The organism is Vibrio sp. V33_P6A3T137, assembly GCF_009904835.1.
Lineage (GTDB): Bacteria > Pseudomonadota > Gammaproteobacteria > Enterobacterales > Vibrionaceae > Vibrio > Vibrio metschnikovii.
On record NZ_WXWK01000150.1, the window covers coordinates 14,826 to 29,388 of the forward strand.

The window sequence follows — 14,563 nt, forward strand, 5'->3', positions numbered from 1 at the left end:
TATTATTTTATGTCTGTTAATAGACCGACTTTTGCAACACCGGCTCGACTCAATTCATCTAAAACTAAGACGATTTCCGCATACGGTGTCGCAGCATCTCCCCCAACGGCAACGGGTGAATCCGGTTTTAATGATAACTCAGCTTTTACTCGAACAATCAAATCTTGCAATGAGAGTCCACGTTGCATCTCTTCATCATTGACGCTTAGTCCTAAGTTACCCGCTTGATCAACCTCAACAATGATAAAGCTTGCTTCACTGTCTCCAGCAAGCTCTGCCGTTGATTGAGCGATGGTCGTTCTCGGCAACTCAACCTCTACCCCTTGAGTAATAAAAGGTGAGGTCACCATAAAGATGATCAACAACACCAACATGACATCGATATAGGGTACGACATTGATCTCTGCTGTCATCTTCCGTTTCTTCGGTTGATAGCCAGTCATGCGTTATTCCCTACCCGCCATCGCTTGGCGGTGTAAAATACTATGAAACTCTTCGGAAAAAGTAGCGTAAATATGTTCTAGCTTAGTCACTTTACTGCTGAATCGATTATAAGCAATGACGGCTGGAATGGCAGCAAACAGACCCATTGCTGTTGCGACCAAAGCTTCGGCAATACCAGGAGCTACCATGGCTAACGTCGCCTGCTTAACAGCACCTAAGGCGATAAAGGCATGCATAATCCCCCAGACCGTTCCAAATAGGCCGATATATGGAGTAATTGAGCCAACTGTCGCTAAAAAAGGCAAATGCGCTTCTAGCTCATCAACTTCACGAGCGACGGTCACTCTCATCGTCCGCCCGGTACCTTCCATAATATAATCTGGTGCATTGGCGTTACTTTTGTGTAAACGAGCAAACTCGGTAAAACCGCTGTAGAAAATCTCTTCGGTACCTTCTAGCGTATCTTTACGCTTTTTGACCTCTTGATACAAAATAGACAGGTCGGTGCCTGACCAAAATTTATCTTCAAATTCTTCGGCTTGACGTTCCGCTTGTGCCAATGCTTTATGACGTTTAATAATCACTGCCCAAGAAGCAACTGACATAGCTAAAAGAATTAACATCACCAATTTAACCAGTAAACTGGCTTGTAAAAATAGATCGAGCATTGAAATATCAGCAGTCACTATGAGTAAACTCCAAAATCATTGATTGAGGCAATCCAATCGGCCTCATTTTCTGGTTATCGATACATGCTACCTTAACTAAGGCTTTACACAATAGCTGTCCGTTAGGATTGACCAGCTCTTGACAGAAAGTTAAAGAGACTTTTTTAAGTTCAACGACCGAGGTTTTCACGGTTAATTGATCATCCAAACGTGCAGCACGGATGAAATCAACACTCGCACTTCGGACCACGAAACCGATATTTTGTTCCAATAATTGCTGTTGAGAAAAACCCAACGAACGCAATATTTCGGTACGCGCACGTTCAAAGAACTTCAGATAATTGGCATGATAAACCACACCACCCGCGTCGGTGTCTTCATAATAGACCGTTATCGGCCAATCAAAAATTTGCCCCATAATGCCAAGTCGCCTCAGTCATGGTTAAGATGAGTTGATTACTATACCGCATCTCGGCAGCGCGAGTACAAGAAGAAGCGTAAGATTTTGTTGGAATGTGCTAAAAAAAATAGCGCTATCTGATTAAAAGATAGCGCTATCGTTACTTTGCTGTCGTGTCAGTCTTATGAATGACTTTACGATGCTCCTGAAAAACGCAAGAACAAGAACCCAACGAGGATTGGCAGTGAAAAGTAAGGACTAAAAACGCCTTGCCATAACCAATAACGTGGCTTGAAACCAACCCCGTAAACCATACTTGAACACATTGCCCAAATCAGTAATGGACCAATAATGGCATTGAACCCACCAATACTCACTGCATAGGCTTCAGGATCCCACATGACCATTGCAACATGGTAAAACCCTAACACCATAACTAATGCTCTAAGAGCACCTTTATCTAATGGTTGATGCAGTCTAGTGAGTCGTTCAGACCAATCACTCACGGTCTTTATCCATCATTTCAGAGTGCTCTAACCAAAGAGCATTGATGATGCCAAACGCACAAGCCAGCAATACACCAAGAATCCATGCAAAATACCACATTGTTTCGCTCCTTAGTAAAGTGAGTTGTTGTTATCTTCGATGTACTTGTTATCCAAGCGACCGAACATTTTATAGTAAGACCATACCGTGTAACTCAAGATAATAGGGACCATAACAAAAGCTACCCCAGTCATTAAGTTCAGAGTTAACTCACTCGATGTTGCATCCCACATGGTTAGGCTATGACTTGGTACTAAGTCTGAAGGCATGACAAATGGGAACATCGCAAAACCAGCGGTTAAGATGATCCCAGCATTACCAAGACTTGATACTAAAAACGCCAAAGCGCATTTTTCAAAACGTGACGCTAAAACAGCCAGTAGCGGCATAACCACCCCAAGCGCAGGAGCTAACCACAAGATAGGATACTGTTGGAAATTATGCATCCAAGCACCCGCTTCACGAATTACTTCTTTATTTAGCGGATTAGAGGCAGCCGAAGTATCAATTGCACTGACAATCACATAACCATCAATATGTTGAATCCAAAAACCACCCAACACAAACAAGACAAAGGTTAACAAACCGGCTAATTGTGCGGTATTGCGTGCACGAGTATGCAAATCGCTGGTGGTTTTCATTTGTAACCACGTGGCACCTTGCATCAAGATCATAAACAAGCTAACTAATCCGCACACTAAAGCAAAAGGATTGAGCAAACCAAAGAATGAACCGTGATAACTTGGCATCATCAGTTCGTTCAATTGGAAAGGAACGCCCTGTAACAAGTTACCAAACGCGACACCGAAAATGATTGGTGGCACAAAACCACTGATCGAGATACAAATGTCCCAGGTATTACGCCATTTTGGATCTTCTATCTTAGAGCGATAGTCTAAGCCCAGAGGGCGTAACCAAAGCGCAGCAAGAGTGACCATCATCGCCAGATAAAATCCAGAGAATGATGTGGCATAAACCAAAGGCCAAGCGGCAAATAGTGCACCACCAGCGGTAATGAGCCACACCTGGTTACCATCCCAGTGAGGGGCAATCGAGTTAATCATCACTCGACGCTCAGAGTCGTTTTTACCCAAAATAGGGACTAATGCTCCAACCCCCATATCAAAGCCATCGGTGATGGCAAAACCGATAAGTAGGACACCAATCAGTACCCACCAAATCAGTCGTAAGATCTCGTAATCAAACATATTGCTTTCTCCTTGCCTAGGCTTCGACTTGACGGTTGACTTTGTCTTCCAACGAGCTGCCATTTTGTTCGAAATGGTAGCGGCCAGTTTTCAAGCTACTTGGGCCTTTACGAATGAACTTCAGCATTAAATACACTTCAGCAATAAGGAATAACGTATACAGCGCTAAGATCGCAATCAGTGATGTCCAAATTTGTCCCGCCGTCAATGCGGATGCAGCAACGTTAACCGGAAGTATTTCACCGACCGCCCAAGGCTGACGACCGTATTCAGCGACAAACCAACCCGCCTCAGCAGCAATCCATGGTAATGGAATACTCCATAGTGCCGCTTTGAGCACCCACTTTTTCTGCTCGATTTTTTGGCGACAAGTTTGAACAAACGCTGCGCCGAACACAAACAACATAATAAAGCCACAGACCACCATGATACGGAAAGACCAGAATAGCGGCCATACCGTAGGGATAGAATCGTCTGCCGCGGCTTGGATTTGCGCCTCTGTGGCATCAACAACATTCTCAGTGTATCGTTTTAGCAGTAAGCCATAACCGAGCTCTTGCTTAACCTCATTAAAGGCCAGCATGTTCTCTTCCGATTTATCACCAGCACGAAGTTGCTGTAATAGGTCGTAGGCATACATACCATTACGGATACGATCTAAATGCTCTTCACGTAGATCACGTAAACCGGTGACTTCTTTATCTAATGAACGAGTCGCGATAATCCCCATCAGATAAGGAATTTTGACCGCATAATCCGTTTGCATCGTTTCTTGGTTAGGAATACCAAATAGGGTAAACGCAGCAGGAGCAGGTTCAGTGTGCCACTCAGACTCGATAGCCGCTAGTTTTACCTTTTGTACATCACCCAGCTCATAACCTGATTCATCACCAAGTACAATTACAGACAGAACTGCGGCAATACCAAAAGAGGCAGCGATAGCAAATGAGCGACGAGCGAACGCAACATCACGTCCCTTCAGTAGGTAGTAAGCGCTGATACCAAGAATAAACATCGCCCCGGTGGTGTAGCCAGCAGCCACTGTATGAACAAATTTAACTTGTGCGACCGGGTTGAGTACCACATCAGCAAAGCTAACCATCTCCATACGCATGGTTTCAAAATTGAACTCAGCACCTACAGGGTTTTGCATCCAACCGTTAGCAACAAGAATCCACAAGGCAGAGAAACTAGAGCCTAAAGCAACCAGCCAAGTTACGGTAAGGTGTTGGCGTTTAGAAAGCCTATCCCATCCAAAGAAGAACAAACCGACAAAGGTTGATTCTAAAAAGAAAGCGACCAGCGCTTCAATGGCGAGCGGCGCACCAAAAATATCGCCGACGTAGTGGGAATAGTAAGACCAGTTAGTTCCGAACTGGAACTCCATGGTCAAGCCAGTCGCCACACCCAGTGCAAAGTTAATCCCGAAAAGCTTACCCCAGAACTTTGTCATGTCCTTATAGATTTGCTTATCGGTCATTACATAAAGTGACTCCATAATGGCGAGTAAAAACGCCATGCCCAAAGTCAATGGAACGAATAAGAAGTGATACATCGCTGTCAGTGCAAACTGCAACCGCGATAGCTCCACTACATCAATCATGGTAACTCCTTTGTGTCGGCTGAATGACACTTATGACATAACGCCCAACGTATACGTGAATTAAACGTAAGATCACCGCTTAATTTCTTGTAATGAATTGTTGCAATTATGTGCCGTTGTGGTTAGTAAATCGTTAAGCTCTAGCTAATATAGCTGCGACTAATACTACTGCCAAAGACCCTGAGTTTCAAAGGGTTTGTTTGGGAAAGCGCTTTGATTTAAATCAATTTCCGTGACACATCAATGCGCAAAAAAACAACAAAATGATACAAATCAAGAAAAGGTCAGATTGGGTGTTTTAATAAGGTAAAAAAAAGCAGAGTGGATACGGATATTAAACACAATTAGTTAACAATAAGCTCAATTAGTCTATTTTTCGTCATTTTAAGTAATGTGTAAAAATGTGACCGAAATAAAAATATTTTGAACTTATTCTGCTTTTTCTATCGTCGAGTATTCAGCGCTCTTCTCACGTCGGTTCATGTCGCCACTCAATAGCCAGTTAGGCTCTGACATAAACACACCTAAATCATACAGAGCGTGTATGACATGGCTATAAAACGAATACAGGAGATATTTTGCAGATGAGGCCGCTTCAATACTGCCGATAGTTGAAGCGTTCGACAGTATTGAGTTTATTGATCAGGAAAGCGAAGCTTTACCTACATTGATGCTGAAATGGCGTATCGAATTGAAATCAGAGACTACTTTTCTATTCCAAAATGCAAATAAGCTCGATCGGTTGCAATACGTCCACGAGGGGTACGCTGTAAATAACCTTGCTGAATAAGGAAAGGTTCTAATACATCCTCAATGGTATCTTTCTCTTCGCCAATCGCTGCGGCCAAGTTATCAAGCCCAACGGGACCACCAGAGAATTTTTCCATGATCGCCAACAGTAGCTTTCTGTCCATATAATCAAAACCGAGATGATCGACATCAAGCATGTCGAGCGCTTTACCCGCCGTATCCAGACAGATATGTCCATTGCCTTTCACTTCTGCATAATCTCGCACTCGGCGCAATAAGCGGTTAGCAATCCGTGGTGTACCTCGCGCGCGGCGCGCGACCTCTAATGCACCATCGGCATCCATTGACAATCCAAGGCATTGCGCGCTGCGCTGCACAATATTCTGTAAATCAGCGACATTGTAATATTCTAGACGTTGGACAATACCAAAGCGGTCGCGTAATGGTGAAGTGAGCGATCCAGCGCGAGTGGTAGCTCCAATCAGGGTAAAAGGCGGCAAATCGATTTTAATTGATCGAGCAGCAGGACCTTCACCGATCATAATATCTAATTGGTAATCTTCCATGGCAGGATAGAGTACTTCTTCGATCATTGGACTCAGACGGTGAATTTCATCAATAAATAGAACATCATTTTCATCCAAATTGGTCAGCAACGCGGCAAGATCACCGGCTTTTTCCAATACTGGACCTGAGGTAGTACGAATATTCACGTCCATTTCGTTAGCGACAATATTAGCTAACGTAGTTTTCCCCAGTCCAGGAGGACCAAAAATTAATAAGTGATCGAGAGGTTCACTGCGTTTTTGTGCCGCTTGGATAAAAATTTCCATTTGATCACGAACATGATCTTGTCCTTGATAGTCGGCAAGTTTTTTCGGTCGAATAGCCCGATCAATCACTTCTTCCTCTTTAAAAGCAGGACTGATTGGGGCAATAAGGCGATCGGCTTCGATCATAACAGAGATTCCCATGGTGTAATGATAAGGGCGACAGAGTCAGTCTTAATTAGCATAGTTCAAAGTGGTAAGTGAGACGCTGCAGCCACGCAGACAATAAACCTATCATCATCAGACCATTGATTTTAATGCTTCTCTAATTAATTGCTCACTGGTCATTCCCGGTTTTGCCATTTGAGAAACCACTTTAGAGGCTTGGACGGGTTTATAACCTAAAGAAAGTAAGGCACTGATCGCCTCTTCTTGAGCATTTTGCTCTGCAGTTACAGGGGAATGATCTAATGGTGCAGCATCCGTCGCTGGGGTAAATAAGTCGCCACTTCCCCAGCCTTTAAGACGGTCTTTCATCTCAACTAATAATCGTTCGGCGGTTTTTTTACCCACTCCAGGCAGTTTAATCAAGGTTGAGATATCCTCACGTTCAACGCAAGCCACAAACTGGCTTGCCGTCATACCGGATAAAATCCCCAGTCCCATCTTCGGACCAACCCCATTGGCTTTGATCACTTCTCGAAATAAAGCCCGCTCGCTCACCGTATTAAAACCATACAAAAGTTGGGCATCTTCGCGGACCACAAAATGCGTGTAGATGATCGCTTCTTCATTAATGTTCGGCAGTTCATAAAAACAACTCATCGGCATTTGTACTTCATAACCAACGCCATTGACTTCAATCACGATTTGCGGAGGTTGTTTTTCTATTAATAGGCCACGCAGACGTCCAATCACTGGAATTTCCTTGCTGATAACTAGGAGAGAATGAGTTAGATAATAATAAATAACTGGATGGATAGCCAGTTAAACTCAGCGATAACGTCCACGCCGAGCATGAGTGGCTTTACCAGCTAAAGCCAATAACGTTTTATTGGTGTTGGCATGGCAGATAGCAACCCCTAACGCATCCGCGGCATCCGCTTGAGGCTTTGCTGGTAATTTTAACATTTGTTGCACCATATGCTGGACCTGAGTTTTATCCGCTCCCCCTGTCCCAACCACCGCTTGTTTAATCAAGCGTGCCGCGTATTCATAAACGGGTAAATCAGCATTCACGGCGGCGACAATGGCACTACCACGAGCTTGACCCAGTTTTAACGCTGAATCGGCATTTTTCGCCATAAATACTTGTTCAATAGCAAAAGCATCTGGCTGAAATTGAGTGATGATTTCACTCACTCCAGCGTAAATTTGTTTGAGTCGTAAAGGAAACTCCTGCTCTGAGGTACGAATACAACCACTACCAAGATAAATAAGCTGACGGCCTTGTTGACGAATAACGCCATAACCAGTAATGCGTGATCCGGGATCGATGCCCAGAATTATTGACATGTTTTATTCCTAGTTGAACGACTTAAACAACGTGTGATTATCACTAGTCCGTGAAGATAAACCATTAACATAGCTAAAAATATCGTGGACAAGGCATAAAGCGTCATTCATCACGCGCCACGTTAGATAAAAAGATAATACTCAGCAGAAAAGAATACAGCGGGCCATAAACCCGCTGTGTCGTAGACATGGTTCGCTTATTTGCGTCGCCAAGTGGTTCCGTTCGGACCATCCTCTAAAATAATGCCCATCTCTGTCAGCTTGTGACGAGCAAGATCCGCATTAGCCCAATCTTTATTCGCGCGTGAGTCATTACGCAGTTTGATCAACGCTTCGATTTCCTCGGCTTGGTCATCATTTGCAACCGAACTTTGCAAAAAGCGTTCTGGCTCTTGGTATAGAATACCAATCACATCCGCTAACTCGCGCATTAATGCCCCTAAAGCACTCGCCTGAAGCATATCTTCTGTTTTAAGTCGGTTAACTTCACGTGCCATATCAAATAAGACCGAGTAGGCCTCTGGGGTATTAAAATCATCATTCATCGCGCTGGTAAAGCGGCTGACATACTCTTCACCACCAGCCGCTGCGACCGTCATATCCAAACCACGCAAGGCAGTATAGAGACGCTCTAAAGACGCTCGAGCTTGAGTGAGGTTTTCTTCACTGTAATTTAATTGGCTACGATAATGCCCAGACATTAAGAAATAACGTACGGTTTCTGGATCATAATGTTGCAACACATCACGAATGGTAAAGAAATTACCCAGCGATTTTGACATTTTTTCTCTGTCTACCATCACCATTCCACTGTGCATCCAAGTATTCACATACTGGGTATCATGAGCGCAGCAAGATTGGGCAATTTCATTTTCATGATGAGGAAACTGTAGATCCGAGCCACCACCATGGATATCAAAGTGATTACCCAAGATAGAAGAATTCATCGCTGAACACTCAATATGCCAACCAGGACGTCCAGGCCCCCATGGGGATTGCCACGTGGGTTCGCCCGGCTTAGACATCTTCCATAATACAAAATCGAGTGGGCTACGTTTTGCAGTCTCAATATCAACGCGAGCACCGGCCTGCAGTTGGGTTAAATCTTGCTTGGAGAGTCGGCCATACTCTTTAAATTTGCTGACTTCAAACATGACATCGCCATTGTCTGCAACATAAGCAAAGCCGCGATCAATTAGCTGTTCTACCAAGGCAATGATTTCTTCAATATAAGCTGTGGCACGTGGTTCTACATCAGGACGCAATATATTGAGCGCATCAAAATCGGTGTACATCTCTTGAATAAGTCGTTCAGTCAACGAGTCACAAGATTCTTGATTCTCAGCGGCACGTTTAATGATTTTGTCATCAATATCAGTAATGTTGCGCACGAAAGTTAAATCATAACCCAAATAGCGTAAGTAGCGTGATACCACATCAAAAGAGACAAAGGTACGACCGTGACCAATATGACAGAGATCGTATATGGTGACTCCACAGACATACATGCCAACTTTTCCGGCCGTAATGGGTTTGAATTCCTCTTTCTGTCTTGTGAGTGAGTTATAAATCTTCAGCATGATCTCTATCTACTTACCGTTAATTACGAAAATGATGAACGAGTATAACAACTCTATTATCACTAGGTCATCCATTTGGTGTTTTGAATGCGCAAAAAGTTAGGCTAAAATCAGCCATTCATACAAAACAAGTAAAGGTAATAGCTATGATCACCCTACATACCAATTTTGGTGACGTAAAAATTCAACTGAATACCGAGAAAGCCCCTGAAACCAGCGCTAACTTTTTGCAATACTGTCGTGATGGTTTTTACGATAACACGCTTTTTCATCGTGTGATTGATGGCTTTATGATCCAAGGTGGTGGTATGACTTCTGGTCTACAAGAAAAAGCCACTCGTGCGCCAATCCGTAATGAAGCAAACAATGGGTTAAGCAATAAAACAGGCACACTGGCAATGGCACGTACCATGGATCCACATTCAGCCAGCTCGCAATTCTTTATCAACGTCAATGACAACACTTTCCTTGATTTTAAATCTGAAAGTCGTGACGGCTGGGGATACTGCGTCTTTGGTGAAGTGATTGAAGGTATGGATATTGTTAATAAGATCAAAACCGTTAGTACCGGTTCTTATGGCATGCATCAAGACGTTCCACTGGATGAAGTAGTGATTACTCATACCACTATCGCAGAATAATCAATGGATGGAGCGTGGTGAGCGCTCCATTAACGGCCTTATGCACACACTGTTTATCTCAGATCTTCATCTGACCCCTTCGCGCCCCGATATTACGGATTGTTTCATTCAGTTTATGCGCAAGGACGCCATACAAGCCGATGCTCTCTACGTATTGGGGGATTTATTCGACTTTTGGATCGGGGATGATGATCCCACCCCTTTTAGTCAGCAAATTAAACAAGAATTTCAACAACTGACGTCTGCTGGTGTACCTTGTTACTTCATTCATGGTAATCGCGACTTTTTAGTGGGTAAACGTTTTGCTAAAGACACTGGCGTGACCCTACTTGAGCAAGAGGCACGGATCAACTTGTACGGCACATCTGCGGTGGTATTACATGGTGATACCCTATGCACCGAAGATGTTCGTTATTTAGCCTACCGTGAAAAAGTCCATCAACCTTGGCTACAATGGGTATTTAACCGATTACCTTATTGCCTAAAAAAACGTATTGTTCGCCGTGTACAAACCGATATTCGCAGCGATAAAGTTCATAAAGCCATGGAGATCATGGATGTCACCCCTAGCGAGGTGGTCAATGTAATGAACAAACATCAAGTGGCGCTGATGATCCATGGTCATACCCATCGACCAGCCATTCATCATATCGATAAAGAAGGGACAAAAATCCGGATCGTTCTTGGCGATTGGCATCATCAAGGATCGGTACTGCGCTATTCTCCACAAGGCTACGCTTTAGAAACGCTCCCTTTCATCACAAGGGTTGATTAGCTTTCAATAATAAAAGACTCTTTTCAAGAGCATCCATTGGGTTAGCCTAACAAACGTACTACTATTAATGGTGGTACGTTAAGACGATAGACAACGGGTAGACAATAAAGAAGGGCACGCTATTGAAGTATTCCTATATTGCTAGGCAACCGATTTTAGATCGAGATCGTAACACGGTCGGTTATGAACTACTGTTTCGTGATGGTCCTAACAATACCTTCCCACAAATCGATGCCGAACTTGCCACCAGCCGATTGTTATCGGACCACTTTTGGTCAGTACAATATCGTGCCGGAAAATTATGGGAATTTGTTAATTTTCCTTATCAAAGCTTAATTAACCTCGTACCAACCCTATTTCCTTCCAGTAACTTGGTTATCGAGGTACTGGAAGGCTGTACACCCACCGAGGAACTGCTTAATGCGATCATTGAGCTCAAAAAGCTCGGTTATACTATTGCCCTCGATGATTTTGTACCCAGTAAAGAGTGGGCAGCTTTTTTACCTCATATCCAGATTATAAAATTTGATATTCATACTGTTCCTATCGAAAAAGCACGCTTATTTATTAAAAAAAACCAAAAGCATAACATTCAATTTTTAGCCGAAAAAGTTGAAACTTATCAAGAGTTTGAACTGGCAAAACAAGCGGGGTTTTGTTACTTTCAAGGTTATTTCTTTAGTCAGCCAGCGTTAATTCAACGAAAAGCACTGGAACCCGCATTTTTAACCATCGTGCAACTATGCAAAGAAATTGCCAAGGAAGAGATTAACTATCAAGAGTTAGGAAGATTAATCAGTAAAGATTTGACGCTCTCGTATAAATTACTGACCTTTGTCAATTCTTCGGTCATGGTGAGCTCAAAAATACGCTCCTTTAAACAAGCCCTAGTTTATCTGGGTGAGACAAGATTACGTCGCTTTGTCTCTTTAGTCGCGATTGCCTCCACTCATAAAGATAAACCTGATGCACTGTATGGTTTATCCATTCAGCGAGCTCGTTATTGTGAATTATTGTCTCTCAATATTGCCAATGCCGACCAATCAGGTAATGCTTTCCTAACAGGAATGTTTTCACTGATTGATGGCTTACTCGATCAACCCTTGGCAGATATTATTGAAGAGATGCCGATTGAACAGCAAGTCAAAGACGCGATTGTTTCAGGGGCCGGTCAGTTAGGTAAGGTATTGCAACTGATTAAAGCGTATGAACAAGCCGAGTGGCAAACCGTGAACGACCTTGCTCACCAGCTCTCATTACCTGAACAGACCATCAGTGATTGTTATTATCAAGCCGTTCATTGGACTGCAGATTTGTTCAATAGCCATCAGTAGACAGCTATCTCCATTATCCTTAAACTTCGTTGATTATTTTTCTATGATGATTTTATTTTATGGATATCTGCTATTGTCAACGCCAAGTTGAATATGCCAAATGCTGCCAACCGATTCATTCTGATCCTACTAATGCACAGACTCCAGAGCAATTAATGCGAGCTCGCTATAGTGCCCATGTATTAGGTTTAGTCGATTTTGTCATCAATACTTATCACCCCTCTTGTGACGCCGAGCTTCAGCGAGATGCCATCGCAGATTCAATCAATAGCCAATGGACAGGATTAGAAGTCGTACGAACGTGGTTGGGGAATAATCCCAACGAAGGCTTTGTACACTTTAAAGCCTTCTTTATTGATCAGCAGCAAACGCTTTGCCTAGAAGAACAATCACGTTTTGTGAGGGAAAAGAAGCAGTGGTTCTACATTGACGGCACCTTTCCAAAGCACAATAAAGTCGGACGTAATGAGCCATGTCCCTGTGGGAGCGGTAAAAAATTCAAGCAATGCTGTGGGTAAATTGTTTTTCAGTCTTCCCAATTACTCTTGCAGACTGATCCATTGACGAAAGATGGCTTTCTGCTGCTGATTCGCTTGCAAATAGAGCTGTTGCAGTTGACTGACAAGAGAGTCTTCATCGGCAGTGGGAAGCGGCTGAGAGTGACTAGGTATCGATTTAGCGTGATTATCCACCGTCAGATAACTCATGCTAATTGACGCTTTGCCGGATTGTTTATTGTATTCTATCACGTTATCAATAAAATTTTGTCCGAGTACAAAGCCGCTGATGGCGATAATGTCACTGGTCTGTTCAACTGGCCGTTGGTTGGTAGTATCAATCAATTGCCAAGTAAAGTGATCAACCTCTCTTCGCGCTTGCTGGGCGTTGCGATAATCGGGTAACTGAAAAGTTAGCTTTTGATTTTCAGCATTAAACTTCAATATGACTAATTCACTGCTGACCGTCTCTACCGTATCGCGATTCACGAATGGCTGGGAGTAACGAAAAGCGATTTGATGCGTCCCATTAGGCAAAACTAGCGTTTTATTGCTGCTAAATAACCCACCTTCAAGCCGCGGCTTTTCTAAATTGACCACCGATAAGTTAATCGCCTCAGGCACCACCAATTGCACTTGCGCATGAGCTAGACTAACCATACTGCAAGCCAGTAAGCATCCCCGCCAGATTAGATTGATATAAGTCGTCATTACAATCGTTTCTCCCATAAAAAACATTAAAAAAGCCCAGCATTGCTGGGCTTATAGTAACAATAACGTTATAAATTACCAGTAAACACGAGCACCGATAGCAAGGCTGCTTACGTTTTTCTCGTTGTCAGTATCGTTGAAACCGTATTCAACATAAGTACGTGCCCATTTAGCAAACATATACTCAGCACCTAGGTATAGGTTAGTAATGTCGGCCGCATCGTTCTTGCCGTCGATAAATTGTGCGCCACCGTAAAGCGACGTTTTTGGAGCAACTTCGTACTTAGCACCTAGGTGGAAACCATTAGATTTCACTTTACCATCAGTCAGTTTGTTCTTATCTTCGTTATAAGCATAAGTAAAACCAACCATACCTTTACCTAATAAGTACTCAGCTGTCGCTTCAAAGTAAGTTGACTCAACATTTTTCACGCCAACTTTGTCAGTCATTGAAGCGCCACCAATATGCAGAGCCCATGAATCATAAGTGGTACCAGCGTAGATCTCGAACAACTCAGCATTGGCGTTATTCTCAGCCAGGTTGTATTGTGCTTTTACCCAGCTATTATCTAGTTCTAACTGATACTTGATTGCACTGCCTTGCCAGAAGTTTTTATCTAAGCCACCATCTTTGATGTATGGCGTTAAGCCATAATGGTATGAATATTCAGCACCGTATACATCATCATAAAGAGGGCTGTGCTTACCGTAGGTCATTACACCGTACTCTGAGCTCATGCCGATGTAGTGCTGACGCAATTCCCAGCTTTCACCAACACGATACTCAACTTTAGCAACAACGTCCAAACCTTCTTCAAGAGCTTTGTAAGTGAGGTTTACACCGACACGTGAAGAACCTTGATCAATTTTAGGATCGACACTGTTACCGTTTTCTTTTTCGTTTGTAAACTCAACGTGCTGACGAAGTTGACCGTAAAAATCAACAGTCACGTCGTCCGATTTGTAGATATCTGCTGCGTTTACTGACGTTGCTGCTGAGGCAACCAGTAGTGCGACTAGAGTTTTTTTCATAATAATCCACTGCCTTTTCTTAGTATGGGAATTCCGTTTCGGTTCCCTTAGTTTTAGAAGATGGTCGGCTAACTCTGCGGTTAGTTACC

General features: G+C 43.2%; 17 protein-coding genes. 4 read left to right on the forward strand and 13 right to left on the reverse strand.

Translation table 11 applies throughout. The features are described from left to right. Nucleotides 1–2: 2 nt before the first annotated feature. From CAG60_RS14425 to cysS, 11 genes are all read right to left on the reverse strand, one after another. Nucleotides 3–443: an ExbD/TolR family protein gene (locus tag CAG60_RS14425; protein WP_004394964.1), complete on the reverse strand. Its 441-nt coding sequence runs from the start codon at nt 441–443 to the stop codon at nt 3–5. Nucleotides 444–446: 3 nt separating this feature from the next. Further along, nucleotides 447–1,130, reverse strand: a complete 684-nt coding sequence (gene tolQ, locus CAG60_RS14430) for a protein TolQ (RefSeq protein ID WP_004394963.1) — start codon at nt 1,128–1,130, stop codon at nt 447–449. Then, nucleotides 1,120–1,530 (reverse strand): tol-pal system-associated acyl-CoA thioesterase, encoded by a 411-nt coding sequence (gene ybgC, locus CAG60_RS14435; RefSeq protein ID WP_004394962.1) that lies wholly within the window; start codon nt 1,528–1,530, stop codon nt 1,120–1,122. The genes tolQ and ybgC overlap by 11 nt, the downstream gene beginning before the upstream one ends. Nucleotides 1,531–1,706: 176 nt before the next feature. Beyond that, on the reverse strand, nt 1,707–2,018 hold the full coding sequence (gene ybgE, locus CAG60_RS14440) for a cyd operon protein YbgE (protein ID WP_154167717.1): 312 nt from the start codon (nt 2,016–2,018) through the stop codon (nt 1,707–1,709). Further along, the gene (gene cydX / locus CAG60_RS14445; protein ID WP_010319196.1) at nt 2,011–2,118 is read right to left on the reverse strand and encodes a cytochrome bd-I oxidase subunit CydX; all 108 of its coding nucleotides are present in this window, start codon (nt 2,116–2,118) and stop codon (nt 2,011–2,013) included. Before cydX ends, ybgE begins: the two co-directional genes overlap by 8 nt. Nucleotides 2,119–2,129: 11 nt before the next feature. Further along, nucleotides 2,130–3,266 (reverse strand): cytochrome d ubiquinol oxidase subunit II, encoded by a 1,137-nt coding sequence (cydB, locus tag CAG60_RS14450; RefSeq protein WP_004394961.1) that lies wholly within the window; start codon nt 3,264–3,266, stop codon nt 2,130–2,132. A 16-nt stretch (nt 3,267–3,282) separates the two neighbouring features. Beyond that, entirely contained in the window at nt 3,283–4,869 is a 1,587-nt protein-coding gene (gene cydA, locus CAG60_RS14455) for a cytochrome ubiquinol oxidase subunit I (protein WP_161439233.1), read from the reverse strand. 704 nt (nt 4,870–5,573) lie between these two features. Further along, on the reverse strand, nt 5,574–6,578 hold the full coding sequence (gene ruvB, locus CAG60_RS14460; RefSeq protein ID WP_115152648.1) for a Holliday junction branch migration DNA helicase RuvB: 1,005 nt from the start codon (nt 6,576–6,578) through the stop codon (nt 5,574–5,576). 111 nt (nt 6,579–6,689) lie between these two features. Continuing rightward, nucleotides 6,690–7,307, reverse strand: a complete 618-nt coding sequence (gene ruvA, locus CAG60_RS14465; protein WP_004394958.1) for a Holliday junction branch migration protein RuvA — start codon at nt 7,305–7,307, stop codon at nt 6,690–6,692. A 75-nt stretch (nt 7,308–7,382) separates the two neighbouring features. Then, nucleotides 7,383–7,904: a crossover junction endodeoxyribonuclease RuvC gene (ruvC, locus tag CAG60_RS14470; RefSeq protein ID WP_004394957.1), complete on the reverse strand. Its 522-nt coding sequence runs from the start codon at nt 7,902–7,904 to the stop codon at nt 7,383–7,385. Nucleotides 7,905–8,101: 197 nt separating this feature from the next. Next, nucleotides 8,102–9,484, reverse strand: a complete 1,383-nt coding sequence (gene cysS / locus CAG60_RS14475) for a cysteine--tRNA ligase (RefSeq protein ID WP_161439234.1) — start codon at nt 9,482–9,484, stop codon at nt 8,102–8,104. Between the two features lie 146 nt (nt 9,485–9,630). Here cysS and CAG60_RS14480 point away from each other — a divergent pair, with 146 nt between their 5' ends. The 4 genes from CAG60_RS14480 to CAG60_RS14495 all read left to right on the forward strand — a co-directional run bounded on the left by CAG60_RS14480 (nt 9,631) and on the right by CAG60_RS14495 (nt 12,752). Next, complete coding sequence (locus CAG60_RS14480; RefSeq protein WP_161439235.1) at nt 9,631–10,125, forward strand: peptidylprolyl isomerase; 495 nt, start codon at nt 9,631–9,633, stop codon at nt 10,123–10,125. Between the two features lie 40 nt (nt 10,126–10,165). Continuing rightward, nucleotides 10,166–10,900 (forward strand): UDP-2,3-diacylglucosamine diphosphatase, encoded by a 735-nt coding sequence (gene lpxH, locus CAG60_RS14485; protein WP_040904205.1) that lies wholly within the window; start codon nt 10,166–10,168, stop codon nt 10,898–10,900. A gap of 122 nt (nt 10,901–11,022) precedes the next feature. After that, nucleotides 11,023–12,234: an EAL and HDOD domain-containing protein gene (locus CAG60_RS14490; RefSeq protein ID WP_161439236.1), complete on the forward strand. Its 1,212-nt coding sequence runs from the start codon at nt 11,023–11,025 to the stop codon at nt 12,232–12,234. Between the two features lie 59 nt (nt 12,235–12,293). Beyond that, nucleotides 12,294–12,752: a YchJ family protein gene (locus CAG60_RS14495; protein WP_154167706.1), complete on the forward strand. Its 459-nt coding sequence runs from the start codon at nt 12,294–12,296 to the stop codon at nt 12,750–12,752. Between the two features lie 21 nt (nt 12,753–12,773). On the opposite strand, the gene CAG60_RS14500 is transcribed toward CAG60_RS14495, so the two are convergent. Both CAG60_RS14500 and CAG60_RS14505 read right to left on the reverse strand, forming a co-directional pair. Continuing rightward, a complete protein-coding gene (locus CAG60_RS14500) occupies nt 12,774–13,442 on the reverse strand; it encodes a DUF2057 family protein (RefSeq protein ID WP_161439237.1) in 669 nt (222 codons plus the stop codon). A gap of 75 nt (nt 13,443–13,517) precedes the next feature. Beyond that, a complete protein-coding gene (locus tag CAG60_RS14505; protein ID WP_161439238.1) occupies nt 13,518–14,474 on the reverse strand; it encodes a porin in 957 nt (318 codons plus the stop codon). Between the last annotated feature and the right edge of the window lie 89 nt (nt 14,475–14,563).